At 71.9% G+C, this 25,883-nt stretch carries 22 protein-coding genes; 6 read left to right on the top strand and 16 right to left on the bottom strand.

What is annotated here, in order from left to right; all coding sequences use genetic code 11:
* Window positions 1-61: 61 nt before the first annotated feature.
* From ACIP4P_RS10865 to ACIP4P_RS10810, 12 genes are all read right to left on the bottom strand, one after another.
* Window positions 62-955 (bottom strand): glycosyltransferase family 2 protein, encoded by an 894-nt coding sequence (locus ACIP4P_RS10865; protein WP_400916840.1) that lies wholly within the window; start codon window positions 953-955, stop codon window positions 62-64.
* Between the two features lie 187 nt (window positions 956-1,142).
* Window positions 1,143-1,520, bottom strand: a complete 378-nt coding sequence (locus tag ACIP4P_RS10860) for a DUF2304 domain-containing protein (protein ID WP_350511320.1) — start codon at window positions 1,518-1,520, stop codon at window positions 1,143-1,145.
* The gene (locus ACIP4P_RS10855) at window positions 1,517-2,206 is read right to left on the bottom strand and encodes a glycosyltransferase family 2 protein (RefSeq protein ID WP_350511321.1); all 690 of its coding nucleotides are present in this window, start codon (window positions 2,204-2,206) and stop codon (window positions 1,517-1,519) included. The genes ACIP4P_RS10860 and ACIP4P_RS10855 overlap by 4 nt, the downstream gene beginning before the upstream one ends.
* 84 nt (window positions 2,207-2,290) lie before the next feature.
* On the bottom strand, window positions 2,291-3,610 hold the full coding sequence (locus ACIP4P_RS10850; protein ID WP_350511322.1) for a hypothetical protein: 1,320 nt from the start codon (window positions 3,608-3,610) through the stop codon (window positions 2,291-2,293).
* 135 nt (window positions 3,611-3,745) lie between these two features.
* Window positions 3,746-5,818: a hypothetical protein gene (locus ACIP4P_RS10845; RefSeq protein ID WP_400916837.1), complete on the bottom strand. Its 2,073-nt coding sequence runs from the start codon at window positions 5,816-5,818 to the stop codon at window positions 3,746-3,748.
* Between the two features lie 228 nt (window positions 5,819-6,046).
* Window positions 6,047-6,517 carry a GtrA family protein gene (locus ACIP4P_RS10840; protein ID WP_400916835.1) on the bottom strand — a complete coding sequence of 157 codons (471 nt, stop codon included), beginning with the start codon at window positions 6,515-6,517 and terminating at the stop codon, window positions 6,047-6,049.
* On the bottom strand, window positions 6,514-7,473 hold the full coding sequence (locus ACIP4P_RS10835; RefSeq protein WP_350511325.1) for a glycosyltransferase family 2 protein: 960 nt from the start codon (window positions 7,471-7,473) through the stop codon (window positions 6,514-6,516). The genes ACIP4P_RS10840 and ACIP4P_RS10835 overlap by 4 nt, the downstream gene beginning before the upstream one ends.
* A gap of 189 nt (window positions 7,474-7,662) precedes the next feature.
* Window positions 7,663-8,856 (bottom strand): elongation factor Tu, encoded by a 1,194-nt coding sequence (tuf, locus tag ACIP4P_RS10830; protein ID WP_031063092.1) that lies wholly within the window; start codon window positions 8,854-8,856, stop codon window positions 7,663-7,665.
* 196 nt (window positions 8,857-9,052) lie between these two features.
* Window positions 9,053-11,158, bottom strand: a complete 2,106-nt coding sequence (gene fusA / locus ACIP4P_RS10825) for an elongation factor G (RefSeq protein ID WP_350511326.1) — start codon at window positions 11,156-11,158, stop codon at window positions 9,053-9,055.
* Window positions 11,159-11,197: 39 nt separating this feature from the next.
* Entirely contained in the window at window positions 11,198-11,668 is a 471-nt protein-coding gene (gene rpsG / locus ACIP4P_RS10820) for a 30S ribosomal protein S7 (protein ID WP_030055803.1), read from the bottom strand.
* A 2-nt stretch (window positions 11,669-11,670) separates the two neighbouring features.
* On the bottom strand, window positions 11,671-12,042 hold the full coding sequence (rpsL, locus tag ACIP4P_RS10815; protein WP_014144289.1) for a 30S ribosomal protein S12: 372 nt from the start codon (window positions 12,040-12,042) through the stop codon (window positions 11,671-11,673).
* Window positions 12,043-12,460: 418 nt separating this feature from the next.
* Entirely contained in the window at window positions 12,461-13,024 is a 564-nt protein-coding gene (locus tag ACIP4P_RS10810) for a DUF1707 and DUF4190 domain-containing protein (RefSeq protein WP_350511327.1), read from the bottom strand.
* A gap of 309 nt (window positions 13,025-13,333) precedes the next feature.
* Between ACIP4P_RS10810 and ACIP4P_RS10805 the strand changes: the two genes are divergently transcribed.
* The 4 genes from ACIP4P_RS10805 (at window position 13,334) to ACIP4P_RS10790 (ending at window position 18,303) form a co-directional block, all read left to right on the top strand.
* Complete coding sequence (locus ACIP4P_RS10805) at window positions 13,334-14,167, top strand: ABC transporter ATP-binding protein (RefSeq protein ID WP_400916832.1); 834 nt, start codon at window positions 13,334-13,336, stop codon at window positions 14,165-14,167.
* The gene (locus tag ACIP4P_RS10800) at window positions 14,164-15,780 is read left to right on the top strand and encodes a transporter (RefSeq protein WP_400916830.1); all 1,617 of its coding nucleotides are present in this window, start codon (window positions 14,164-14,166) and stop codon (window positions 15,778-15,780) included. Before ACIP4P_RS10805 ends, ACIP4P_RS10800 begins: the two co-directional genes overlap by 4 nt.
* 83 nt (window positions 15,781-15,863) lie before the next feature.
* Window positions 15,864-17,150 carry a DUF2786 domain-containing protein gene (locus tag ACIP4P_RS10795; protein ID WP_400916829.1) on the top strand — a complete coding sequence of 429 codons (1,287 nt, stop codon included), beginning with the start codon at window positions 15,864-15,866 and terminating at the stop codon, window positions 17,148-17,150.
* 37 nt (window positions 17,151-17,187) lie between these two features.
* Complete coding sequence (locus ACIP4P_RS10790; protein WP_400916827.1) at window positions 17,188-18,303, top strand: ADP-ribosylglycohydrolase family protein; 1,116 nt, start codon at window positions 17,188-17,190, stop codon at window positions 18,301-18,303.
* A 65-nt stretch (window positions 18,304-18,368) separates the two neighbouring features.
* Here the strand turns inward: ACIP4P_RS10790 and ACIP4P_RS10785 are convergent, their stop codons facing one another.
* The 4 genes from ACIP4P_RS10785 to ACIP4P_RS10770 form a co-directional block, all read right to left on the bottom strand.
* Complete coding sequence (locus tag ACIP4P_RS10785; protein ID WP_400916826.1) at window positions 18,369-19,682, bottom strand: serpin family protein; 1,314 nt, start codon at window positions 19,680-19,682, stop codon at window positions 18,369-18,371.
* Between the two features lie 52 nt (window positions 19,683-19,734).
* Window positions 19,735-20,685, bottom strand: a complete 951-nt coding sequence (locus tag ACIP4P_RS10780; protein WP_400917147.1) for an ADP-ribosylglycohydrolase family protein — start codon at window positions 20,683-20,685, stop codon at window positions 19,735-19,737.
* A gap of 100 nt (window positions 20,686-20,785) precedes the next feature.
* Window positions 20,786-22,000, bottom strand: coding sequence for a cytochrome P450 (locus tag ACIP4P_RS10775; RefSeq protein ID WP_400916824.1), 1,215 nt, complete (start codon window positions 21,998-22,000; stop codon window positions 20,786-20,788).
* A 99-nt stretch (window positions 22,001-22,099) separates the two neighbouring features.
* Window positions 22,100-22,840, bottom strand: coding sequence for an NAD-dependent deacylase (locus ACIP4P_RS10770; RefSeq protein WP_350511335.1), 741 nt, complete (start codon window positions 22,838-22,840; stop codon window positions 22,100-22,102).
* 183 nt (window positions 22,841-23,023) lie between these two features.
* On the opposite strand from ACIP4P_RS10770, the gene ACIP4P_RS10765 reads away from it, so the two are divergent.
* Together ACIP4P_RS10765 and ACIP4P_RS10760 are read left to right on the top strand one after the other, a co-directional pair.
* Complete coding sequence (locus ACIP4P_RS10765) at window positions 23,024-24,088, top strand: MoxR family ATPase (protein ID WP_350511336.1); 1,065 nt, start codon at window positions 23,024-23,026, stop codon at window positions 24,086-24,088.
* Window positions 24,085-25,878, top strand: a complete 1,794-nt coding sequence (locus tag ACIP4P_RS10760; RefSeq protein WP_400916821.1) for a hypothetical protein — start codon at window positions 24,085-24,087, stop codon at window positions 25,876-25,878. Before ACIP4P_RS10765 ends, ACIP4P_RS10760 begins: the two co-directional genes overlap by 4 nt.
* Window positions 25,879-25,883 lie beyond the last annotated feature (5 nt).

Below are 25,883 nucleotides of genomic sequence, written 5' to 3'. Positions count from 1 at the left end.
TTGTGGAGCCAGTGTGATCGTTCGGTGCACGACGCGCGGCCACGGCCCGTTCCGGGCCGGGTCAGCTGCTGCGGACGGCGCGGCCCACCATGGCGCCGGCGTGGGTGAAGTCGCCCGCGCCGAGGCGTCCGGCGGCGACCATCAGGGCGTGCAGCCGGGACGAGAGGTGCAGGTCCGCCGAGCGGGCCGCGGCGTTCCAGCCCTTGGCCCGCAGCTCCTTGGCGATCAGCCCGTAGTACTTCAGCTCCTCGTCGAAGCGCTTGCCGTCCTTGACCCGGTTCGAGGAGTCGCTGGCCTGGTGACGGCGGTAGCGGAACACCTCGCGCTCGTCGACCAGCAGGTTGCCGCCCTCCATCAGCATGTCGACCATGAACGCCAGGTCGTGGACGGCGTCGATGTCCGGACGGTACGGGATCTTCGAGAGCGCGGACTGGCGGTAGAGCAGCGACGGGGTGTACAGCCAATTGCCGGACAGCAGGCTCTTCACCGCGTCCTCGCCGCTGATCAGGCCGGCCTTGCGGGCCGGGGCGGCGATCCGGCGCTTGACCTTGTCGCCGATGCCGAGCGCCGGCACCAGGACGCCGTCGCTGTCCATCACCTTCACGCCCGGCTGCACCGCGATCGCGTTCGGGTCGGCCTTCATCCGCTCCAGGACGACGTCCAGGTAGTCCGGCTCCAGCAGGTCGTCGGCACCCATCATCGAGACGAACTCGCGCTCGGCCAGGGTGGACGCCTTGTAGGTGTTGCCGTTGGGGCCGAGCCGCTCCTCGTTGCGGACGTAGCGGATCCGGTCGTCGCCCAGGCCCTCGATGTACTCCAGCGCCCGGTTGCCCGGGTACTGGTCGTCCACCACGGTCAGCCTCCAGTCCTGCTGGTGCTGGGCCCGGATGCTGTCGATGGTGGCGAACAGGTACTCCGGGTCGCCGTAGTACGGAATGACGAAATCGACGCTCATGACGGCGCCGCACCTCCTGGTCCTGGGTCACGCTTCGGTGCCGCCCGGCCGCGGCCGCCGGGCGAGCCAAGTCAACCAGCTTTTCCGGACGACCGTGTCGGCCGGGGTCGGCTGTGGTCGAGGGCCGGCACCCGCCCGGGGTGCCGGCCCTCGACCGGTGGTACCGCGCCGTCGTGGCCGCTCTCGATCAGTGCTCGGAGCCGACCGGGGCGTTGAGGCGGTCGCTGTTGTGCCGGACACCCTCGGTGATGGCCACGGTGCGGGCCAGGTCGGTGATCTTCTTCTCCAGCGAGCGGAAGCGCAGGTAGGTGTTGAGGGTCAGGAAGCCCATGGCGATGACCATCAGGTAGAGCACCAGGTCGGTGCCGCGGCCGACGCCCAGCGCGGTGGCCAGCTTGGTCACGCCGCTCGGCCACAGGATCGCGACCACGTTGACGATCACGAAGAGCGTGAAGGCGATGCGCTTCCACGCCCGGGTGTTCGCCTTGTCCCAGCGCCAGACGAAGACGAGCGCCATGGCCACCGCGGCCACGACCAGGATGAGCTGGATCCAGAGGTGGTTCATCGGCCGTTACGCTCCCGCAGCGAGATGTCAAAGAGGATGTTCACGCCGTTGATCAGGGACTGGCCCTTGGCGCGCGAGTAGTCGGTGTAGAGGATGTCCACCGGCAGCTCGGCGACCCGCAGGTCCGAGCCGGCGAGGAAGGAGACGATCTCCGACGCGTGCGCCATGCCGTTCATGGTGATCTTGATCCGGCTGGCGGCCTCGCGGTTCATCACCCGCAGACCGTTGTGCGCGTCCGTGAGCTTGAGCTTGCGGGCGGTCGGGCTGACCGCGGCGGCGGTGCGGAGCACCACCCGCTTGATCCACGGCACCTGGCCGGTCTGCTCGATGAAGCGGGAGCCGAGCACGATGTCGGCCTCGCCCCCGCGCAGCAGCGCCACCATCTTCTCGACGTCCGCGGTCTGGTGCTGGCCGTCCGCGTCGAAGGTCGCGAAGTACTCGGCGCCCTCCTGGGCGAGCGCGTACTTGAGACCGGTCTGGAGCGCGGCGCCCTGCCCCAGGTTGACCGGGTGCCGCACCAGGTGGGCGCCGGTCGTCATGACGTGCTCGGCCGTGTCGTCGGTGCAGCCGTCGTCGATCACCACGATGTTCGGGAAGGTCTTGCGTGCCCCCTCCACGACGTCGGCGATCACCTGGCCTTCGTTGTAGGCCGGGATCACCAGCCAGACGTTGTCATACTCGGACACAGGTGCTCCATGCTTGGCGAACGGCACGGCGGCCCGTGCCTCGGGTCTGTCTATGGGTGATGGTCATGGCGTCGGCCCCGCACCTCAGGACGTCCGCAGCGGCTCTGCTGCGGGCCGGTCGGTCGGGACGGCGGGGCGGGACGGGAACGCGCGGTAGAGCGACCACAGCATCAGGACCGCGCTGACCAGCGAGCCGGCCAGGTAGGCGAGCTCCGCGCGGAGGCCGATGTCACCCGGAGCGAGCGCGACAGCCACCAATGCTACGGAACCCGCGGTCCAACCGACCAGCTGGCGGCGGTGCTGGGCGCTGGACATCAGCGCCTGACCGAAGACCGTCGCGAGGACGTAGCAGAGCGTTCCGAACACCAGCCAGAGGAAGTCCAGCGGCCCGAGCACGTCCTTGGCGTTGAAGAGCAGTGGGTTGAGCTTGGCACCGAGCACGATGACCGGCAGGCCACCGCCGATGCACATCGCGGCGACGATCGCCGTGGTGCGGGTCAGCACCTTGCGGAACTCGGCGTGGTTCCCGGCCGCGGCGGCGCCGGAGAGCGCGGAGACCATCGAGGCCTGGAGGGCGCTGTAGGCGAACAGCGGCGCCCGGGCCATCACGACGGCCTGGCCGATCGCGAAGACCAGCGCGTCGGAGGCCTCGGAGTGCTTCGGCGCGAGCAGGCGCACGCAGACCACGGTCGCGTTGACCACCAGCTGGCTGAGCATCACCGAGGCGATCAGCAGGCCGAGGCCGCTGGTCAGCTGCTTCCAGGACACCTCCGGCCCCGGGGTGCGGTCGGCCAGGGTGTCGCGCAGGCCGATCAGCGAGGCGGCCAGCGGGGAGACGAAGAGGATCAGACCGAAGACCACCGCAGAGTGCAGGCCGCAGGCCGCCGCCAGCGCGGCCAGCCCGATCCGCAGCCCGCCGTCGACGGCCAGCTGGGTACCGTACGGGCCGAACAGCCCGAGGCCGGCCAGCGCGCCGCGGGCCACCGAGCTCACCGCGAGGCCTGCCAGACCGCCGGCCAGTGCGATCACCAGGTTGCGGTCGCCGCTGAACAGCTGGTCGGCGATCGGCCGGGAGGCGACCGCCAGCAGCGCGCAGACCGCGACCAGGAGACCCATGGCGAGCAGCAGCATCCGCCGCACCGCGGGCAACGCCCCGTGTCCGGCCACCTTGCGGGCGGCCACCAGCCGGGTCAGCTCCAGCTCGACCGGCTGGAAGAGTCCCCACCCCACGGACATCACGATGGTCCAGAGCATCGTCACCCTGGCCGCGCCGACGGTGCTCAGGCTGTAGCCCACGAGCGCCATGTAGACGTACGCCGAGGCCCCGAGCACGACCGTGCCACCGACCACGAGCCGCGCCCCCGGGGGAAGCACCCCAAGCAGCTTGGCGATCGGGTTCTTCATCACATGACCACCGAATTCACCGGCCGGCCGTGCCAGGCACCTCCGCACGAGGCCGGCCATGCCGTGCGATTGCTGTGAATAGTAGCGGGTAGGGGTGAATGCTCCGTGCGCACTCCCGTTCCCCCGGACGTCATCTCAGACGGTCCCGGGGAAGGTACGGCCCCACGGCTGGGTCCACAGGATCCCCGGATCGCTCAGCACGTTGACCGTCAGGCCGTGCTCGGCCAGATCCCGCTTGATCCGCTCCCCCACGGAACGGTCCGCGGTCAGGATGGTCGGCGTCGGGTGCGGCGCGGGGAGCTTCTCGATGGCCCCCTTCAGCCGGCCGAAGGAGCGCTGGTAGTCCTCCTCCTTGACCTGCGGACCGCCGATGTCCACCCAGTGGATGTCGTAGAGCGCCTTCATGTCGCCGCCGCGCCGGTTCATCAGCGAGGCGAGCCAGGTGGCCTTGAGGTTCTTGACGTCGTCGTTGGAGACCAGCGCGATCACCGGTCCGTCGCTGTGCAGGACCTTCAGCCCGTCCATGCCCTTGGGGCCCATGTCGGTCTCGAACCCGCCGCGGCCCCAGGCCACCAGCGGGTTGGCGGACCAGGCGGACGGGCTGTCCTTGGTGGCCAGGAAGCCCCACTGCACGTTGGCGAAGAGGCTCAGCGCGGTGGCGACGGTCAGCCCGGAGAGCACCAGCTCGCCCACCCGCCGGGTCCACGCGTTGCCGGAGCCCCGGTGGGACGTCTGCAGGACCGACCCGACCGCGCCGATCGATATCAGTGCGACCACGACGCCCACGGCCGTCATCTTGTGGAAGTAGTACGAGTACTTGCCGATGGTGTGCAGCTGGTAGACCGCGAAGGCGCTGAGCAGACCGCCGGTGCCGAGCAGCACCGCCAGGTGCGCCTGGCCGGTGGCGGTGCGGCGGTTGCGCGGCATGGCCGCCGCCAGCAGCCCGAGCAGCCCGCCGCCGATCAGGATCGCGCGGTCCGCGCTGACGCTCGGGCCGCTCATGTTCGAGGCGCTGGCCACGTCCAGGTCGCCCATCACCGAGAGGACGCTCGGCAGTGCGGCCACAGCCAGCGCGCACGCCAGCGCGCCGAGGGTCCACCACCAGCGCCCGGCGAACCTGCGCCGGTGCACGACCAGCGCTCCCAGCAGCGCCACGCCGATGAACGCGCCGTAGATGTTGTACGTGTAGGTGACGGCGATCAGCCCGGCGGAGGCGGCCAGCAGGAACTCGACGCGGCCCATCGCCGGCCGGATCAGCACCGCGAGCGCGAGCGCGATCAACAGCAGACCGATGAAGGTCGAGTCGAAGCCGTGGGCCAGCAGGTCCAGGTAGTTGCTGGCGAACATGATCGAGCCGACGGTCGCGCAGACCGCCGCCGCCCGCCAGCCGCGCAGCCGCGGCCCGCCGATCCAGCGGGCCGCCCAGACCAGCGCGGTGCAGAACAGCGCGTACGCCACCAGCAGGTACAGGAAGTACCGGTTCATGGTCTGGACCATGTCGCCGGGGTCGGCGCCGGTGTGGAAGAACCTGTCGACCCAGGCCAGCAGGAAGTGCGAGCCCTGCGGGTAGGTCACCTCGGAGGGCGGTATCAGATAGGCCCTGGCGGCGTCCTGGTGGAGGAAGTTGTAGCCTCCGACGCTCTGGATGCCGGAGAAGAACGAGAAGTGCGAGAGCCGGTCCTCCGCGGTGGCGAAGTAGGCGACCCGCTCGGCCGCCGACGATCCGGCGACGGGGTGGAAGAGGTAGTGCCAGAACCCGGCGAAGGTGCCCAGCACCAGCAGGTCGGACCAGCGGAAGCGCAGCGGCAGCCGCGGCGCCCGCCGGGCGGCCCAGGCGGCCACCGTCAGCACGCTGGACAGCACCCCGGTGGTGGCCACCGGCGAGAGGCCCCAGGGCCAGAGCGAGAAGGCCAGGCCGAAGGTGAGCACCGCGCCGAAGAGGATCAGCGCGGCGACGAAGAGCCGGTCCAGCAGCACGCCGCCGACCCGGATCACGGCGGCCGTCGCGATCAGCAGCAGCGGCAGCAGCACGACGCCCAGGTGGAGCGCGACCAGGACGGCCGGCACCAGCCAGGACAGCGCGAGTCCGCCGGCCAGCACGAGCGGGTTACGGCCCGTCCACCGGCCGCCGCCCGGGGCCCGACGCTCTTCCGGTGGTGCGGTCGCTTGCTGGATCCCGATGTCGGGCGAGCTGTGTACGGTCGACACGGTGCCGTGCCCCTCCGGTTCAGTCCCTGCCGCCCGTCTCCCCCTACCGGGTCCGGACCTCATCCACCATCTGCGGGCAGGCTACGGGGGCCAAGCATACCGAGGCCCCGATTACCCCCAGTGACCCAGGGGCGGGGAAGGGCGGTCCACGAACGATCGACCCCGGTGGGCCGTCCGATCCGTTCGGGGCAAGAAGGGACAAGAGGGGGCAGGAGGGCGCAGGAGGGGTCAGGAACCGGCGGGCCCGGCGGCACCCCCGCGGAAGACCCAGACCTTCAGCAGCACGAACCGCGCCACCGTGGCCAGCCCGTTGGCGACCACCAGCCCGGCCACCTCCACCGGCCGGGCGGCGTGCGGCACCAGCCGGTCCAGCAGGGCGAGCACCCCCGAGCTGAGGCCGAGGCCGATCAGGAAGGCCACCGCGCCCTGCAACTGGTGGCGGACCATCCCCTGCGAGCCGACCACCCCGAAGGTGAAGCGGCGGTTGGCCGCCGTGTTGGCGACCGCGCTGACGGCCAGCGCGATCAGGTTGGCCACCTGCGGGTCGGTGAACAACCGGGCGAGGACGAACAGCCCCAGGTAGAAGACCGTGCTCAGGACGCCGATGACCAGGAAGGACGGCAGCTGGCGACGGGTCCCCGGGGCGGGCTCGACGGGCTCACCCGGGGTGGGCCCGACGGGCTCCTCGATCAGCGTCACCGGCCCCGGCCCCGTTCGTCGTCCTCGGCCGAGTCGTAGCCGACGAAGTAGGTCGGACGGTTCTGCACCGCCGAGTAGATCCGGCCCACGTACTCCCCCAGCAGGCCGACGCAGATCAGCTGCACGCCGCCGAGGAAGAGCATCCCGATGAACAGCGAGGACCAGCCGGGCACCGTCGAGCCGAGTGCGTAGGAGACGGTGGCGTGGACCGCGAGCGCGATGCAGACCACGAAGCTGATCAGGCCGAGGTAGGTGGCCAGTCGCAGCGGGGCGGCGGAGAAGTTGGTGATGCTGTCCAGCGCGAGCCGGAGCATCTTGGACAGCGGGTAGTGGGTGGCGCCGGCCACCCGCTCCTCGCGGACGTACACCACCTCGCCGCTGGGGAAGCCCAGCCAGGGCACCAGCAGCCGGTAGACCGGCTGGTGCTCGGGCAGCCGCTTCAGGGCGTCCACGGCGGCCCGGCTGAGCAGCCGGAAGTCGCCGGCCTGGTTGGGCATCCGCTTGCCGACCAGCCGGCGCATCAGCCAGTAGTAGGCGCCGGCCGTGCGCCGCTTGAAGGCGGTGTCGGTGCCGCGGTCCCCGCGCACGCCGTAGACCACGTCGAGGCTCTGCTCGCGGGCCAGCGAGAGCATCTCCGGGATCTTCTCCGGCGGGTCCTGGAGGTCGGCGTCGATGCTGACCACGTAGTCGCCGAGGGCCCGGTGGATGCCCGCGGTGAGCGCGGCCTGGTGCCCGGAGTTGCGGGCGAAACGGACGATGCGGAACTCGGGCCAGTCCTGCCGGATCTTCTGCATCAGCACGGGCGTGGCGTCCCGGCTCCCGTCGTCGACACCGACGACCTCGTAGGCGACCCCCAGCGCGTCCAGGATCGGACGCAGCCGCTCGACCGTCAGCGGGAGCGCCTCCTGCTCGTTGTAGATCGGCATCACGACCGACAACAGCGGTGCCGTAGACATGCGTTGGATCCCACTTTCCGCGACGGCGGGGCTGGATGGTGAGCCGACCATAACAGTCGGCGATGAGCACCCCGTGAGAGGAAGTGCGCGCAGGTGAGCGCCGGGTTAGACGCCGAAGGGCCCCACGCACCGCGAGGTGCGTGGGGCCCTTCGGACGAGCCTGACGGGGCAGGCAGGTCAGAGCATCAATTACTTGATGATCTTGGTGACCTGGCCGGCGCCGACGGTGCGGCCACCCTCACGGATGGCGAACTTCAGGCCCTCCTCCATGGCGATCGGCTGGATCAGCGCGACGGTCATGGCGGTGTTGTCGCCCGGCATGACCATCTCGGTGCCCTCGGGGAGGGTCACGACGCCGGTCACGTCCGTGGTACGGAAGTAGAACTGCGGGCGGTAGTTGTTGAAGAACGGGGTGTGACGGCCACCCTCGTCCTTCGACAGGATGTAGGACTGGGCCTCGAAGTCGGTGTGCGGCGTGACCGAACCCGGCTTGATGATGACCTGGCCGCGCTCGACGTCCTCGCGCTTGATGCCACGGAGGAGCAGACCGACGTTCTCACCGGCCTGGCCCTCGTCGAGCAGCTTGCGGAACATCTCGATGCCGGTGACCGTGGTGGTGGTCTTGGTCTCCTTGATGCCGATGATGTCGACAGTCTCGTTGACCTTGAGGATGCCACGCTCGATGCGGCCGGTGACGACGGTGCCACGACCGGTGATCGTGAAGACGTCCTCGATCGGCATCAGGAACGGCTGGTCCACGGCGCGGGCCGGGGTCGGGATGCTCTCGTCGACCGCGTGCATGAGGCCGAGGAGCTTCTCGCCCCACTCCTTGTCGCCCTCCAGCGCCTTCAGCGCGGAGACGCGGACGACCGGCAGGTCGTCGCCCGGGAACTCGTACTCGGAGAGGAGCTCGCGGACCTCGAGCTCGACGAGCTCCAGGATCTCCTCGTCGTCCACCATGTCGGCCTTGTTCAGGGCGACGACGATGTAGGGGACGCCGACCTGGCGGGCCAGGAGGACGTGCTCCTTGGTCTGCGGCATCGGGCCGTCGGTGGCGGCGACGACGAGGATCGCACCGTCCATCTGGGCCGCACCGGTGATCATGTTCTTGATGTAGTCAGCGTGACCGGGGCAGTCGACGTGGGCGTAGTGACGCGCCTCGGTCTGGTACTCGACGTGCGCGATCGAGATGGTGATACCGCGCTGACGCTCCTCCGGCGCCTTGTCGATCTGGTCGAACGGCGTGAAGGGGTTGATCTCCGGGTACGCGTCGTGCAGCACCTTGGTGATGGCCGCGGTCAGCGTGGTCTTGCCGTGGTCGATGTGACCGATGGTGCCGATGTTGACGTGGGGCTTCGTCCGCTCGAACTTCGCCTTGGCCACTGAGTCCTCCTGAGGACAGTTCCTGTACGCCGTGCTGACGTCAGTTGGTCTTTGATACGGGCCCGACCCGGGTGCCCGAAGCACCTCGCGCCGCCCCGTGGGTGGGGGGCCGGAGGGCCCGGGAGGATCCGGACGGATCCTCCCGGGTCGCCTCTCGACAGCCTAAGGGGTGTGAATCATCCCGAATGTCGGGATGTCACTCGCCCTTGGACTTGGCGATGATCTCCTCGGCCACGGCCTTGGGGACCTCGGCGTACGAGTCGAACTGCATCGAGTAGTTGGCGCGACCAGAGGTCTTGCTGCGCAGGTCACCGACGTAGCCGAACATCTCGGAGAGGGGCACCAGCGCCGTGACGACGCGGGCGCCGAAACGCTCGTCCATGGACCGGATCTGGCCACGGCGAGAGTTGATGTCGCCGATCACGTCGCCCATGTAGTCCTCGGGCGTGGTGACCTCGACGGCCATCATCGGCTCAAGGAGGACCGGCTTGGCCTTCCGCGCGCCTTCCTTGAAGGCCATCGAACCGGCGATCTTGAACGCGAGCTCGGAGGAGTCGACGTCGTGCGAGGCACCGTCGAGCAGCGTGACGCGGACGCCCTGGAGCGGGTAGCCGGCGAGCACACCGAACTCCATGGCCTCCTGGCAACCGGCGTCGACCGAAGGGATGTACTCCTTCGGCACGCGGCCACCGGTGACCTTGTTCACGAACTCGTAGCCCTCGGCCTGCTCAAGCGGCTCGATCGCGATCTGGATCTTCGCGAACTGACCGGAACCACCGGTCTGCTTCTTGTGCGTGTAGTCGATGCGCTCGACGGCCTGACGGATCGTCTCGCGGTACGCGACCTGCGGCTTGCCGACGTTGGCCTCGACCTTGAACTCACGGCGCATACGGTCGACGAGCACCTCAAGGTGCAGCTCGCCCATACCCGCGATGATGGTCTGGCCGGTCTCCTCGTCCGTGTTGACCTGGAAGGACGGGTCCTCCTCGGCGAGACGCTGGATGGCGACACCCAGCTTCTCCTGGTCACCCTTGGACTTGGGCTCGATGGCGACGCGGATGACCGGGGCCGGGAAGTCCATGGACTCCAGGATGACCGGGTGCTTCTCGTCGGCCAGCGTCTCACCGGTGGTGGTCTGCTTGAGGCCCATGACGGCGACGATGTCGCCGGCGCCCACCGACTCGATCTCCTCACGCTTGTTCGCGTGCATGCGGTAGATCTTGCCGATGCGCTCCTTCTTGCCCTTGACGGCGTTCAGCACCGAGGTGCCGGACTCCAGGCGACCGGAGTAGATCCGGACGAAGGTGAGCTTGCCCAGGTGCGGGTCGGACATGATCTTGAACGCGAGGGCGGCGAGGGGCTCCTCGTCCGACGCCTTGCGCGAGATCTTGGTGTCCGGGTCGTTCGGCTTGGTGCCCTCGACGGACTCGATGTCCAGCGGCGACGGCAGGTACTTGACGACCGCGTCGAGCAGGGGCTGAACGCCCTTGTTCTTGAAGGCGGTACCACAGAAGATCGGGGTGAAGTCCGAGTTCAGGGTGCCCTTGCGGATCGCGTCCTGCAGCAGCTCGACCGGGATCTCGGCCTCTTCGAGGGCGAGCTCCATGATCTCGTCGCTGACGTTCGAGACCGTGTCGATCAGCTGGGTGCGGTACTCCTCGGCCTGCTCCTGCAGGTCGGCCGGGATGTCGACGATGTCGTACATCTCGCCCTTGGCGGCCTCGGCGGACCAGACCAGCGCCTTCATGCGGACCAGGTCGACAACGCCCTGGAAGTCCGCCTCGGCACCGATCGGCAGCTGCATCACCAGCGGGGTGGCGCCGAGGCGCTCCACGATGGTGTCGACGCAGAAGAAGAAGTTCGCGCCCGTGCGGTCCAGCTTGTTGATGAAGCAGATGCGCGGGACGCCGTAGCGGTCAGCCTGCCGCCACACGGTCTCGGACTGGGGCTCGACACCGGCGACACCGTCGAACACCGTCACGGCACCGTCGAGGACGCGCAGCGAACGCTCCACCTCGACGGTGAAGTCGACGTGACCCGGGGTGTCGATGATGTTGATGGTGTTGTCGACGCCGTCGACCGTCCAGTGGCAGGTCGTCGCGGCCGACGTGATCGTGATGCCGCGCTCCTGCTCCTGCTCCATCCAGTCCATGGTGGCAGCGCCATCGTGGACCTCACCGATCTTGTACGAGACACCGGTGTAGAACAGGATCCGCTCGGTGGTGGTGGTCTTGCCCGCGTCGATGTGCGCCATGATCCCGATGTTGCGGACCCTGGCGAGGTCAAGGGAGGTTGCAGCCATGGTGGCTCGTTCTCTCTCTGTCTAGTGACGGGGTACGGACTACCAGCGGTAGTGCGCGAAGGCCTTGTTGGACTCGGCCATCTTGTGGGTGTCCTCGCGACGCTTCACGGAAGCGCCCAGACCGTTGCTGGCGTCGAGGATCTCGTTCATCAGGCGCTCGGTCATGGTCTTCTCGCGACGGGCGCGGGAGTAACCGACCATCCAGCGCAGCGCCAGGGTGCTGGCGCGGCCCGGACGGACCTCGACCGGAACCTGGTAGGTCGCGCCACCGACACGGCGGGACTTGACCTCGAGGGCCGGCTTGACGTTCTCCAGCGCACGCTTCAGCGTGACGACCGGGTCCGAGCCGGTCTTCTCACGGACGCCCTCAAGGGCGCCGTAAACGATCCGCTCGGCGGTGGAGCGCTTGCCGTGCAGCAGGATCTTGTTGACCAGCTGGGTGACGACCGGGGAGCCGTAGACCGGGTCGATGATGACCGGGCGCTTCGGGGCGGGGCCCTTACGAGGCATTCTTACTTCTCCTTCTTGGCGCCGTAGCGGCTGCGAGCCTGCTTGCGGTTCTTGACACCCTGGGTGTCGAGCGAACCGCGGATGATCTTGTAGCGGACACCAGGAAGGTCCTTCACACGACCACCGCGCACCAGCACGATGGAGTGCTCCTGCAGGTTGTGGCCCTCGCCCGGGATGTAAGCGGTGACCTCGATCCCGCTGGTGAGGCGCACACGGGCGACCTTACGAAGCGCCGAGTTCGGCTTCTTCGGGGTGGTCGTGTACACACGCGTGCAGACCCCACGGCGCTGCGGGGAGCCCTTCAGCGCGGGAGTCTTGTTCTTCTCGACCTTGTCCTGCCGGCCCTTTCGGACCAGCTGCTGGATCGTAGGCACCGTTTCTCCGTTTTCTGTGTGCCAAGGCTTGGTGGAACTAACCTGTGGTGTCTCCCTCGCACCAGACCCCGTGGTCGACCCACGCGGTCGGGTGTGTTGGGCGTTTTCCGACACGGAATCCCATGGCTGATGTACAGCGACGGCGCTCTACGCGCGGCGCGCTGGGAAGCGCTCCGGCTCGGCGCGGCGACCGGTGTGCATGCACGCACAAGGACCCGGGGACACCCCAGGCACAAGGTCAGAGCGTACCTAGCGCATGGGGCGCGGTCAAAACAAATGCAACGCCGCAGGTCGCGGCCTTCGGCCGGGTGTCGCCCCGGTGTCCCGTGCGCAACCAGCCGGTGTCGGGCCGCCCTCCAACCGCTCTACCACAGTCCGCGGGGCCCCGCCAGCGGAGCGGAACCGCCCCGGGCCACGCCTAGGCGACGCCCAGCAGGAAGATCAGCAGCCAGAAGGCGCTGCCCAGGTAGCCGAGCACCAGTCCCAGGACGGCCGCCCAGTCGCCGTCCAGGTTGCGCTCGCGGATCTGCGCGCGGGCGAGGTGGCCGGTGATCACGGCGGGCAGGGCCGGCAGCGCCAGGAAGCCGGTCAGACCGCACACCAGGGAGACCACCGCCAGCACGCTGGTGGGCCGGGCCTGCGGCACCGGCGGCGGCACCAGGAAGGTCGCCGGGACCGGCTGCGCGGCCTGCAGCGGCGTCATCGGCCCGGTCGGCAGGTCGGCCACCAGCACGGCCAGCTCGCCGTAGGTGAGCGCCCGGGCCGCGGCCTCGTGGCGCTGCTCGTACTCCTCGGCGGACAGCCGGCCCTCGGCGAACCCGGCCTTCAGCACGTCCACCGTCCGGTCCCGGTCCGCGTGGCTCGCCCGCATCGCGGCCTGCGGGGACGACTGGGACGACGACGGAGCCGGCCAGCCGCCGGGCGCCGGCCGACGGCCGGGCCGATCGGCGGGGCCGGGCTCGCCCCACGGTTGAACGGACATCCGCCACCTCCCGGCAACACGGCACCCCCGTGTGCTCACTGGTCCTCATAGTGCAGGACGAACAAGGGAACTGAGTAGTTGCCGGATCGGATCGCCGACCGATCCACGCCAACCGGAACCCGGCCGTCGGGAACGGCCGCCGCACGGCGCGCCTCACCCGTTCGGCGGACAGGCTCAGGGGATCCTCAAAGCGGGCGACAGCCTGTTCGGGCAGTGACAGGCTGGGCCCGCAGCAGCCCCGCCCGACCAGCCGCCCGACCGCCCATGACCACCCGCCCGACCACCCACGACCACAGACAGAAGGCCGCCATGCAGGCGTCAGCACCGTCGCCCGACGAACCGACCCCCGCCGGTCCCGCCGGTCCCTCCGGACCGGGCACCCCCTCCGCCGTCAGCATCCAAGGACTGTGGAAGCACTTCGGCACCCAGGCCGCGGTGGCCGGGCTCAGCCTGGAGCTGCCCGCCGGTTCGTTCATCGGCCTGGTCGGGCCGAACGGCGCGGGCAAGACCACCACCCTGTCCATGGTCACCGGCCTGCTCCGGCCCGACCAGGGCACCGTGCTGGTGCACGGCACCGACGTGTGGGCCGACCCGGTCACCGTCAAGGCCCGGATCGGCATCCTGCCCGAGGGCCTGCGGATGTTCGAACGGCTCAGCGGGCGCGAGCTGCTCCAGTACACCGGCCGGCTGCGCGGCCTGCCCGCCGCCGAGGTGGACCGCCGCGCCGAGGAGCTGCTGGCCGTCCTGGACCTCGGCCGGGACGCCGACAAGCTGGTCGCCGACTACTCCACCGGCATGCGCAAGAAGATCGGCCTGGCCGCCGCCCTGCTGCACAACCCCGACGTGCTGTTCCTGGACGAGCCCTTCGAGGGCGTCGACCCCGTCTCCGCCCAGACCATCCGCGGCGTGCTCAAGCGGTACGCGGCGGCCGGCTCCACGGTGGTCTTCTCCAGCCACGTGATGGAACTGGTCGAGCAGCTCTGCGACTGGGTCGCCGTGGTCAACGTCGGCCGGGTGATCGCCCAGGGGTCGCTGGACACCGTCCGGGGCGGGCGCAGCCTGCACGAGGCCTTCCTGGAGCTGATCGGCGTCCGCGAGGACGACGGCCAGGCCCTCGGCTGGCTCGGCGGGAGCGCCCAGTGACCTCCCCGACCGTGCCCGACGGGCGAACGGTGGTCCGCGGCATGGTCGCGCTCAAGCTGCGGCTGCTGCGCAACGGGCTGCGCCGCAGCCCCGGCCGGACCGCCGTGTACGTCATCGGCGGTGTGCTCGGCCTGCTCCTCGCGGGCTTGACGGCCCTCGGCATGGCGATGCTGAACGGGCGCTACGCCGGCTCCGGGGACACCGGGGTGATGCTGCTCGGCGTGCTCACCCTGGGCTGGGCCGCGCTGCCGCTGTTCCTCTTCTCCAGCGACGAGAGCGCCGACCCGACCAGGCTCACCATGCTGCCGCTGCGGCCCGGCCCGCTGCTGCGCGGCTCGCTGCTGGCCGCGCTGATCGGGCCCGGTCCGCTGATCAGCCTGGTGCTGGTGACCGGTGCGGTGCTGTCCGGCGCGGACGGGGGCGCCTCGGCCGCCGTCGCGGTGGTCGCGGTGCCACTGGCGCTGCTCTGCCTGATCACGCTGTCCCGGGCGGTCGCGGCCGGGAACGCCCGGATGCTCTCCAGCCGGCGCGGCAAGGACTTCGCGATCTTCGGCGGGCTGGCCTTCGCCCTGCTCGTCCAGGCCGCCAACGTCGGCTCGCAGAGCATCTTCGGCCGCCAGCACGGCCAGGACCTCGACCTCAGCCCGCTCAAGCCGATCGCCGGGGTGCTGCGCTGGATCCCGCCGATCAGCGCGGTCGACGCCCCGCGCAGCGTCGGCGCGGGCGAGTACCCCCAGGCGGTGCTGCAGCTGGCCGCGGCCGCCGCGCTGCTCGTCCTGCTGCTGCGCTGGTGGCGGGGCAGCCTCCAGGAGCTGATGGTCACCGCCGACTCGTCCACCCTGGAGGTGGCCCGCGGGGTGGAGAACAGCCGCGGCTGGCGGTTCCTGCCCGAGGGTCGCACCGGCGCGGTGATGCAGCGCCACCTGCGGTACGCCTGGCGCGAACCGCGGGCCAAGGCCGCGCTGTTCACCAGCATCGGGATGACGCTGGTGATCTGCGTGCTGTCGGTGGTCCAGGGCTGGTCGAGCGTCTACCTGCTGGCCATGACCGGGACCTTCCTCGGGCTGCAGATGCTCAACCTGTTCGGCATGGACGGCTCGGCGTTCTGGATGGTCGCCGCCACCCTGCGCACCCCCGCCGACGCCCGGGACGAGCTGCGCGGCCGGGCGTACGCGGTGCTGTCGTACGCCGTCCCGGTCACGCTGGTGCTCGGGGTGGTGCTGGCCGCCGCCACCGGCGACTGGGCCGGGCTGCCGTCCGCGGTCGGCCTGGCCCTGGCGGTGCTCGGCTGCGGCATCGCGCTCGGCTCGGTGTTCAGCGTGATCGCGCCGTACACCATGCCCGCCGACAGCAACCCGATGCGCAACGCCGCCCCCGGGCAGGGCGGGCTGATCCTGCTCAACCAGTTCGGCTCGATGCTCGGCGTCGCGGTGCTCGCCCTGCCGGTCGGCGGCTACCTGCTCTGGGCGCTGACCTCGGACGGTCCGACCTGGCCACTGCTGCTGCTCGGCCCGCTCTACGGCGCCCTGGTCGCCACCCTGGGCATCCGGCTGGCGGCCGCCAAGCTGCTGGACCGGGTGCCGGAGATCATGGCCAAGGCCATCGAGCGGTAGCCCCGGGGCGCATCCCGTCTCCTCGGCCCCTCCGGCATCATGGCCGGAGGGGCCGAAACCGTCGAGGAGAGCAGGGACACACCGTGGGCAAGCGCGCGCAGCAGGGCGACGGGAACGCCGGGCCGCTGCTGGAGCAGGCGGTGCGCGCGGTGCTCACCGCGCCGGAGGAGGGGCTGGACCTCGCGCTGGACACCGGGGCCTCGCTGCTGGCCGCCTCGGCCGGGCAGTGGTCGGCGGTCAGCCGGGCGCTGCTGGGGTACGCGGACACCGCGGTGGGCCGCTGCTGGTCGGCCGGGTGGCGCCCGGCGGACCTGGTTCGGGTGGTGCGGCGCGGACTGAAGCCCGTCCACCTGGCGCTCGCGGTGGACCTGATCGCCGCCGAGGGCCGCCGGCACCCCGCCGCCGCACTGGACCGGCGCTGGCAGGAGCAGCTGCGCGAGCTGGAGACCGAGGTCTGGTGGCCGACCGACGAGCAGTACCTCGGGGCCTTCGCCCACCGGCACCGGCTGGACCGCTTCGCGCTCGCCACCGCCGTCCTGGAGCTGCTGCGCAGCTGGGGCCGGCTGCCCCCGATCGCGCCGGTCGGCCCGGCCCCCGGCCAGGCCGTACGGGCGGAGCGCCCCGCCGTTCCGGTGACCGGCGAGCCGCGGATGCTGGCCCGGATCCGGGCGCTGCTGGCCAAGGCCGAGTCCACCGAGTACCCGGAGGAGGCCGAGGCGCTGACCGCCAAGGCCCAGCAGCTGATGGCCCAGCACAGCATCGACGAGGCGCTGCTGGCCGCCGCCACCGCCGACCGGGACACCCCGGCGGCGCTGCGGATCGGCGTGGACAACCCGTACGAGGGCCCCAAGACGATGCTGCTGGACGCGGTGGCGGCGGCCAACCGGTGCCGGGTGGTGTGGGCCAAGGAGTTCGGCTTCTGCACCGTGATCGGCTTCGACGGGGACCTGGACGGCGTCGAGCTGCTCTACACCTCGCTGCTGGTGCAGGCCACCCACGCGCTCAACAAGGCGGGCTCCGGCAAGGACTCCCGCAGCAAGGCGTTCCGGCAGTCCTTCCTGGTCGCCTACGCGGCGCGGATCCGCGAGCGGCTGACCGCCGCCACCGAGCGGGCCACCAGCGCCGCCGCGGCCGGCCGCCACCTGCGCGAGGACGGCACCGAGGAGCAGCTGCTGCCGGACGAGCGGCTGCTGCCCGCGCTGGCCGCCCGCTCGGCGGCGGTGGACGACGAGGTGGGCCGGCTGTTCCCGAAGCTGGTCTCGCAGCGGGTGAGGGTCAGCGACGGCGAGGGCTGGGCGGCCGGGCGGGCCGCGGCCGACCGGGCGGCGCTGCACGGGCGGGGCGAGATCCACAACCGACGTCCCGCCTGATAGAAACGACCCCGCCACGAACGAAGGGGGATTCGACGTGACCGAGTCGGCGGCGGAGTCGGGATACCGGGACCGGGTGCGCGGTGCGCTGCTCGGCGGCGCGATCGGTGACGCGCTGGGCTGGCCGGTGGAGTTCCAGCAGCTCCACCAGATCCAGGACCGGTTCGGACCGCAGGGCGTGACCACGCTGCCGTCCGGGGGCACCGGGTCGGTGGAGGTCACCGACGACACCCAGATGACGCTGTTCACCGCCGAGGGCCTGATCCGCGGCTTCGTCCGGGGTTGGACGGGCGGCGGCGGCTCGGTGCCGGAGGCCGTGCACGGCGCCTACCGGCGCTGGCTGCGCACCCAGTTCCAGCCCGCGCCGGACACCGAGCCGCAGCCCCGCCCGTACGACGGCTGGCTGCTGGGCCGGCCGTTCCTGTACGCCCGGCGGGCGCCGGGCAACGCCTGCCTGAGCGGGGCGTCCGAGCACCCGGTGTTCGAGGCGCCGGCCCCGATCGGGCTGCCGGGGCCGATCAACCCCGACTCCAAGGGCTGCGGCACGGTGATGCGCTCGGCGCCGTTCGGGCTGGCCCGGCTGGGCGTCGAGCAGTCCTTCGGGCTGGCCGTGCAGTGCGCCCAGCTCACCCACGGGCACCCGACCGGCTACCTGGCGGCGGGCGCCTTCGCGGCGCTGGTCGAGCGGCTGGCGGCCGGGACGGAGCCGTGGGCGGCGGTCGGCGAGACGGTGGAGCAGATCCGCGAGCTGCCGTGCTCCAAGGAGACCGTGCAGGCGCTGGCCCGGGCGGTGCGGCTGGCCCAGGAGGCCGAGCCCTCGGCGGACACCGTGGAACGGGTCGGACTGGGCTGGATCGCCGAGGAGTGCCTGGCCATCGCGGTGTACTCGCTGCTGGCGGCCACCCTCGACCCCGACCCGGTGCGCACCGCGCTGCTGCTGTCGGTCAACCACTCCGGGGACAGCGACTCGACCGGCGCGGTCTGCGGCAACCTGGTCGGGGCCGCGTACGGCGCTTCCGCGCTGCCCGACGGCTGGACCCGGGCGATCGAGGGGCGGACCGAGCTGCTGACGGTCGCGGACGACCTGCTGGTGCTGTTCGGCAGCCGCGACCCGGGCCACCCGGCGCTCGGCGGGCGCTACCCGGCCTGGTGAACCCCCGCTCCCCTGCTTGAGGCCGGTTACCCGGCCTGCGGTCGGTGGTCTGGCCTGCGGGTCGGTTACCCGGCCTGCGGGTCGGTGACCTGGCCGAGGAACAGCGGCCGCCCGGTGGCGGTGTCCCGGATCAGGAACAGGAACGGCCGGTCGATGTGGAGTTCGGCGGGCTGCCGCGCGGCCGGCACCGCCCCGGCGATCACCGCGCCGCTGCCGGCCGCCGCGACCGTACCGCCCTCGTCGACCTGGACGGTGGCCTTCTGCAGCACCGCGGTGAGGCCGAGCGGGTCCGCGGCGATGCCGCCGAAGTCGGGCTGCGCGAAGGCCGCGTGGACGCCGAGCGAGCGCAGCGCGGAGCTCAGCTCGTTCGAGGTGTCGAAGTGGAAGCGCGGCAGCTGGAGGTCGACGGGCTGTTCGGCGAGGGCGCCGAGGATCCGGTCCAGCTGGGGCCGGTCCAGGCCCTTGCGGAAGGCCGCGAAGCCGCTCTGCGCCGGGACGATCAGGTCCATCGCCAAGGTGCCGTCCGCGTAAGGGAGTTCGACGGCCTGCCAGGGTTCCCCGGCGATCCCGCCGGAGCCGTCGGCGTACTTGAGGTCGCCGTCCCGGCTCATGCTGGGGACGTTCGGGGTGGAGCCGTCGAGCCGGTGGAAGGGGCGGTCAGCGGTGTTCGCGGGCTTGAACTCGGTGGCCCACCGGGCCTTCAGGTAGAGCGCGTCGGTGAGGACCAGCCGGGTGTCGGTGGTGACCGCGCCCGGCGGGAGGAGGTCCTTGATCCGGTCGTCGGTGGTCCTGGCCACGGCCGCGTTGATCGCCGTGCGGGCGTCCTCCGGGTTCTTCGCGAAGTCGGCGGTGTGCACCCCGGCGTCGAAGGCGGTGGCGAGGGTGGCCAGGTAGCCGGGTGAGACGGCCAGCCCCTGCTTCGTCCAGACCTCGTCGGCCTCGCGCAGGGTGAGCTTGTCGGTGGCCGCGGCCGGCCGGTTCAGCGCGCCGACGGCCAGGGCGTACTGCTCGGGGGCGAGGTCGGTGTGCAGGGCCTTGGCGAGTTCGTCGGCGGTCGCGCCGCGCGCGCCGGGGAGCAGCATGGCGAGCACGGTGGCCAGGCCCGACGGCGAGACCACGGTGTTGCGCCCGGCGGCGTCCGGCTGCGCGGTGAGGGCGTGCAGGAGGTCCAGTCCGAAGGCGTCGGTGGCCTGGGCGGTGGCCGCGACCCGGGCCGGGTCCACGGCGGGGCGGGAGGCCGGGGCGGCGGCCCGCAGTTCCCCGGTGGCGGCGCTTCCGGTGCCGCCGCAGCCGCTGAGCAGCGGCGCGGCGAGGGCGGCGGCGAGGAGCAGCGCCGCCGGGCGACGGCGGTGGTTTCCGACCGTGCTGCGGTTCGTCATGGCCCTTCGACGCGCCGCCCCGGGAACGGGTTCCGGGCGTGTCCGGCGGGTTTCAGTCCCAGAGCGCGCCGAGCTCCAGCAGCTCGTCCCGGTACTCGATCCGCTCGACCCACTCCTGCGGCCAGACCGCCTCGCCGTGGTGGGCGCCGGCGAAGGCGCCGGCCAGGCAGGCGAGCGAGTCGGAGTCGCCGCTGGAGTAGGCGGCCCGGCGGACGGCGGCCACCGGGTCGTCGGGCAGCAGCAGGAAGCAGAGCAGGCCGGTGCCGAAGGCCTCCTCGGCGATCCAGCCCTCGCCGGTGGCCAGGCAGGGGTCGGCGTCGAGGTCGGGCGCGGCGAGCGCGGCGTCCAACCGGTCGAGCACCGTGAGGCAGTCGTCCCAGCCGCGGGCGATGACGGCCTGCGGGGAGTCGCCGTACCAGCGGTCGGCGAGGTCGCCGAGCCAGAACTCGTCGTACCGCTCGCGGCTCGCCAGCGCGTACGCCCGCAGCGCCGCGGGCAGGTCGGCGGGCGGGAGGCCGTCGGCGAGCTCGCGCACGGCGTAGGCGGTGAGGTCGCTGGCGGCGAGCGCGGTCGGGTGGCCGTGGGTGAGCGCGGACTGCAGCTGGGCGGCGCCGGCGAGCTGCCGGGCGTCCAGGTCGCGGACCAGCCCGATCGGGGCGACCCGCATGTTGGCGCCGCAGCCCTTGGAGCCGACGTCGCTGGCCTGCTGCCAGCGGTACTCGTGGCGGCTGAGCCGCTCGCAGGCGCGCAGGCAGGTCATGCCGGGGGCGCGGTTGTTCTCCGGGGAGCGCCACCAGTCGACGAACTCCTCGCGGACCGGCCGGGTCAGCCGCAGCGGGGTGAGCGGCCCGCGCGCCAGGGCGGCGCGCAGGCCGCGGCCGAGGGCGAGCGTCATCTGGGTGTCGTCGGTCACCAACGCCCGCGCGGGCAGCGGGAGTTGCCGCCAGTCCGGGTGCTCGGCGGCGATCCGCTCGACGTCCTGGAACTCGGTCGGCCGGCCCATCGCGTCGCCGATCGCCAGCCCCAGCAGTGCCCCCGTCGCCTTGCCCACGGCCTTCTCCCCCTCGGTTCTCGGACGTCCCGGTTCTCGGACGTCCCGGTTCTCAGACCTCGACCAGCAGTTCCTTGAGCCCGCGGATCACATAGCCCGGGTTCCACTCGGGCTCGCGGACCAGCCGCAGGCCCGGGGACCGGCGCAGCAGCGTGCCGTAGGACTCGGTGAGCTCCAGTCTGGCGAGCGGGGCGCCCAGACAGAAATGAATTCCGGCGCCGAAGGTGATGTGCGGGTTGTCGGTGCGGCCGAGGTCCAGGCGGTCGGGGTCGGCGAAGCGCTCCGGGTCGCGGTTGGCGGAGCCGAAGAGCAGGGCGATCTCGGCGCCGCGCGGGACGGTGACGCCGCGGACCTCGATGTCCTCCAGCACCCAGCGCTCGAACATCTGCAGCGGGGTGTCCCAGCGCATCAGTTCCTCGACGGCGGTGGGCAGCAGTTCGTCCACCGCGCCGCGCAGCCGGGCGAGTTCGCCGGGGTTGCGGAACAGCGCCCACCAGCCGTTGCCGGTGGTGTTGACGGTCGCCTCGTGGCCGGCGTTGAGCAGCAGCACGCAGGTGGAGACCATCTCCTGCTCGCTGAGCGCGTCGGAGCCCTCCTGGGCCTGGATCAGCGCGCTGATCAGGTCCTCGCCCGGGGCGGCCCGGCGCTCGCGGATGAGCGCGCGCAGGTAGTCGGAGAACTCGGTGCTCGCGGTGACGGCCCGGCGGGCGGTCTCCTCGCTCGGGTTGAGCTCGAACATGCCGGTGATGTCGGCGGACCAGGGGCGCAGCAGGTGGCGGTCGGACTCCGGCACGCCCAGCATCTCGGCGATCACGGCGACCGGCAGCGGCTCGGCGACGGAGGCGATCAGGTCGCCGCCGCCGGCCGCGAGCAGCCCGTCGACCAGGTCCCCGGCCAGTCGCCGGACGGTCGGCCGCAGCCCCTCGACCATGCGCGGGGTGAAGGCCTTGGAGACCAGCCGGCGGATCCGGGTGTGGTCGGGCGCCTCCAGGTCGAGCAGCCCGTGGTCGTTGAGGGTGTGGAAGGGCTCGTGCGCCGGGTCGGGCTCGGGGCGGCCGAACTCCTGGTGGCTGAACCGGTGGGTGTAGGTGCGGCCGAGCCGCCGGTCCCGCAGCAGGGCGCTGACGTCCTCGTGGCGGGAGACCAGCCACTGGTTCGTCGGTTCGTGGTACGCCACCGGCGCGTGCTCGCGCAGTTCGGCGTACGCGTCGTACGGGTGGGCCACGAACGCCGCCGACCAGGGGTCGAACTTCGCCGTCGTCGTCATTGCTCGATCACTCCAGGCCGTGAGGGGAAGCCGGGAAGATCATCGTACGCACGCGGTACGTCCGTAGACAGACCCTCCCGGCCTCCCGTTCTCCCGTCCTCAGGCCCGCTCCCGCACCAGCCGTCGCACCAGCTCCGGCAGCGCCTCCGAGATCGGCTCCCGGATCACCTCGGTCGCGGCCGCGTCGTACGGCGTCCCCTCGGCGTTCACGATGATCAGCTTCGCCCCCGACTTCACCGCGTTGTACGGCAGTCCGGCCACCGGGAACACCTGGAGACTGGTGCCGATCGCGATGAACAGGTCGCAGGCGCGGGCGATCGTGTCGGCCTGACCGAGCACCTCCTGGTCCAGGTTCTCGCCGAACATCACGATCCGCGGCTTCAGGATCCCGCCGCACTCCCGGCAGTCCGGGTCCGGCTCCCCCGCCTCGACCCGGGCCAGCGCCTCCGCCATCGACCCGACCACCCGACAGCGCAGGCACTGGGTCTCCCGGACGTTGCCGTGCAGTTCGAGCACCTTGCGGTCGGTCAGGCCGGCCCGCTGGTGCAGCCCGTCGATGTTCTGGGTGAGCACCCGCAGCGGCAGCCCGGACCGCTCCAGCTCGACCAGCGCGCGGTGCCCGGCGTTGGGCTCGGCGGCCAGCTCGGACGTCTCCAGCCGCATCCGCCAGGCCCGCTCGCGCACCTGCCGGTCCCGCCGGTACGGGCCGATGGTGACCAGCTCCTCGGCCGACGGGTCCTTGCGCCAGAGCCCCTGCGGGCCGCGGTAGTCGGGGATGCCGGAGTCGGTCGAGATGCCCGCGCCGGTGAGCACGGCGATCAGGGGGCGCTTCGCGTTCATACCCGGGACGGTACGGGCCCCGGGCTGCCGCGGCCACCGAGAATCCGGGCGCCGGACGGACGTCGGACGGGCGCTACGCCGGCTCCGGACGGGCGGCAGGCCGGGCCCCGGAAATCCGGATGCGCCCGGCCAACTCCCGCCGCACACTGGGCCGGTCACGCACCGTCGCCACGAAGGAGCCCCGTGCAGGGAGCAGTCAGCGTCTCGCCCGCCCAGATCCCCGAGCTGCTGCTCGGCCTGGCCACCGTCCGCCCGGTGTTCCTCTGGGGCGCCCCCGGGATCGGGAAGTCCTCCCTGGTCAGGGCGTTCGCCGAGTCGCTCGGACTGGAGTGCGTGAGCCTGGTCGGCACCCAGCTCGCCCCGGAGGACCTGATCGGCGTCCCCCAGCTCACCCCGGAGGGCCGCTCCCGGTTCTGCCCGCCCGAGCAGATCGCCCGCGACGAGCCGTACTGCCTGTTCCTGGACGAGCTCAACGCGGCCTCGCCGGACGTCCAGAAGGCCTTCTACTCGCTGATCCTGGACCGCCGGATCGGCTCCTACGAGCTGCCGCCCGGTTCGATCGTGATCGGCGCCGGGAACCGCGCCACCGACGGCGCGCTCGCCCGCCCGATGGCGTCCGCGCTGGTCAACCGCATGGTCCACGTCCATCTGCGGGCCAGCTCCGGGGACTGGCTGCAGTGGGCGGCCGGCGCCGGCATCCACCCGTGGATCCTCGACCACCTCACCGACCGGCCCGACCACCTGTGGTCCGCCCCGCCCAAGACCGAGGAGCCGTTCTCCACCCCGCGCGCCTGGCACATGCTCTCCGACGCGCTGCACTCCTTCGGCCCCACCCTGGACGAGGAGACCCTCAAGGTGATCGCCCACGGGCTGCTCACCCCCCAGCACGCGATCGCCTTCTGCGGCTACGCGAAGATCGTCCGCAACTCCTACGGCCTGGAGGCGATCCTCAAGGGCGACGCCCGCTGGCCGCACCGGCTGGAGGACCGCGACCTGCTCTACTACCTGGCCGACGCCTTCCGCGGCCGGCTGGTCAAGGAACTGCCCGCCAGCAAGGAACACGCCTCCGGGGCGCAGCGGCAGACCGCCTTCCGGGCCAAGTCGCTGCTGGTGCAGCTGGCCGAGATCTCGGTGGAGGTCGCCCAGACGGTGATCGCCGACGGCGCGGACGGCAACCCGGTGCTGCCCTCCTGGTTCCTGATCGAGGCCGCCCGGGACATGCCCCGGCTGGTCGAGGCCCGCCGGTGAAGCGCGCCGCCGCCGACCGGAAGAAGCCCGACCCCGCCGGGGAGGCCTTCGCCGAGGGCGTCCGGCTGCTGCGCCTCAACCCGGCCCTCGCCGCCCTGCGCGCCGACATCTGCCGCACCGAGGACTGCACCACCGCCCCGCCCGACGGCTGGGCGGTGGTCGACTCCAACGGCACCCTGCACGTCGACCCGCGCCGCCGGGCCGAACCCGCCGAGTGGGCCTGGGTGTTGGCGCACGGCCTGCTGCACCTGGGCTTCGGCCACCTGCCGGCCGCCCGCGGCGCCCGGACCCAGCCCGACGCCTACCAGGCGGCCGCCCGCTGCGCCATGGTCAACCGCTTCCTCGCCACCTTTCCGATCGGCCGCGCCCCGGTCACCCTCCCCCAGGAGTACCCGGGCGGCGACGAGGAGGAGCTGGCCGACCGCTGGCGCCGGGACGGCCTGCCCGCGGCCGACGCCGCCGGGACGGCCGGCACCGCCGACCCCGACCAGCTGCTGGTCGAGTGGCGCGGCCACCACCAGGGCCCCGAGGACTGGCAGGCCGCCTTCGCGGCCGCGCTCACCCGCGCCATGTCCGCCGCGATGGACCGGGCCGGCGGCCGGATCGACGCCGAGACCGGCCGCCGGCTGCCCGAACGCCCGTGGACCAGGGCGCTCAACTGGTTCGTCTCCTCGTACCCGCTGCTCGGCGGCATCGCGGCCGGCCTCACCGTGGTGGCGGACGCCGAACTCGCCCGGGCGCACGACATCGCCGTCGCCGCCGTCAACGCCGAGGCCGCCGAGATCTACGTCAACCCGCTGCGCCAGTACTCCGACGAGGAGTGGCGGTTCATCCTCGGCCACGAGATCCTGCACGCCGCCCTGCGGCACGGCGAGCGCCGCGGCGGCCGCGACCCGTTCCTGTTCAACGTCGCCGCCGACTACGTCATCAACGGCTGGCTGCTGGAGATGGGCGTCGGCGAGATGCCCGAAGGGCTGCTGCACGACCCGCAGTTGGCGGGCCTGTCGGCCGAGGAGGTGTACGACCGGATCGCCCGCGACCAGCGCCGGATCCGCCGCCTCGCCACGCTGGCCGGGAAGAACCGCCCGGACGTCCTCGGCGCACCGCTGGGCCCGCCCCGGGACTACGTCGACCTGGACGACTTCTACCGGCGCGGCCTCCAGCAGGGCTTCGAACTGCACCGGCGCGAACGCGGGCTGCTCCCGGCCGGGTTGGTCGAGGAGATCCGCGCGCTCGCCCATCCGCCGCTGCCCTGGGACGCCCGACTGGCGCGCTGGTTCGACGAGTTCGTGCCCCGGCCGGAGCCGCTGCGCAGCTACTCCCGCCCCGCCCGTCGGCAGTCCGCCACCCCGGACATCCCGCGGGCCGGCCGGTACCGCCCCGAGGAGGAGGTGCCGCGCTGCACCTTCGGCGTCGTCCTGGACACCTCCGGCTCGATGGACCGGGCCCTGCTCGGCAAGGCGCTCGGCGCGATCGCCTCGTACGCCGCCGCCCGGGACGTCCCGGCCGCCCGGGTGGTGCACTGCGACGCCGCCCCGCACGACGCCGGGTACCTGCCGGTCGAGGAGATCGCCGGACGGCTGCGGGTACACGGGCGCGGCGGCACCGTCCTCCAGCCGGGCATCGACCTGCTGGAACGGGCCGAGGACTTCCCGCCGGGGGCGCCGGTGCTGGTGATCACCGACGGCGAGTGCGACGTGCTGCGGCTGCGCCGCGAGCACGCCTTCCTCGTCCCGCGCGGCGCCGCGCTGCCGTTCACCCCGCGCGGGCCGGTGTTCCGGATGGCCTGAGCCGG

It is taken from the genome of Kitasatospora sp. NPDC089509, assembly GCF_044749365.1.
Lineage (GTDB): Bacteria > Actinomycetota > Actinomycetes > Streptomycetales > Streptomycetaceae > Kitasatospora.
This window is presented reverse-complemented; position numbering and strand designations above follow the sequence as displayed.

Bases quoted from the DNA above. Each gene is read 5' to 3' on its own strand.
- ACIP4P_RS10865 (WP_400916840.1), bottom strand. From the start codon at position 955: ATGAGCGTCGATTTCGTCATTCCGTACTACGGCGACCCGGAGTACCTG.
- ACIP4P_RS10860 (WP_350511320.1), bottom strand. From the start codon at position 1,520: ATGAACCACCTCTGGATCCAGCTCATCCTGGTCGTGGCCGCGGTGGCC.
- ACIP4P_RS10785 (WP_400916826.1), bottom strand. From the start codon at position 19,682: ATGACGAACCGCAGCACGGTCGGAAACCACCGCCGTCGCCCGGCGGCG.
- rpsG (WP_030055803.1), bottom strand. From the start codon at position 11,668: ATGCCTCGTAAGGGCCCCGCCCCGAAGCGCCCGGTCATCATCGACCCG.
- ACIP4P_RS10810 (WP_350511327.1), bottom strand. From the start codon at position 13,024: ATGTCCGTTCAACCGTGGGGCGAGCCCGGCCCCGCCGATCGGCCCGGC.
- ACIP4P_RS10835 (WP_350511325.1), bottom strand. From the start codon at position 7,473: ATGTCTACGGCACCGCTGTTGTCGGTCGTGATGCCGATCTACAACGAG.
- fusA (WP_350511326.1), bottom strand. From the start codon at position 11,158: ATGGCTGCAACCTCCCTTGACCTCGCCAGGGTCCGCAACATCGGGATC.
- ACIP4P_RS10770 (WP_350511335.1), bottom strand. From the start codon at position 22,840: ATGAACGCGAAGCGCCCCCTGATCGCCGTGCTCACCGGCGCGGGCATC.
- ACIP4P_RS10805 (WP_400916832.1), top strand. From the start codon at position 13,334: ATGCAGGCGTCAGCACCGTCGCCCGACGAACCGACCCCCGCCGGTCCC.
- ACIP4P_RS10780 (WP_400917147.1), bottom strand. From the start codon at position 20,685: ATGGGCCGGCCGACCGAGTTCCAGGACGTCGAGCGGATCGCCGCCGAG.
- ACIP4P_RS10775 (WP_400916824.1), bottom strand. From the start codon at position 22,000: ATGACGACGACGGCGAAGTTCGACCCCTGGTCGGCGGCGTTCGTGGCC.
- ACIP4P_RS10850 (WP_350511322.1), bottom strand. From the start codon at position 3,610: ATGAAGAACCCGATCGCCAAGCTGCTTGGGGTGCTTCCCCCGGGGGCG.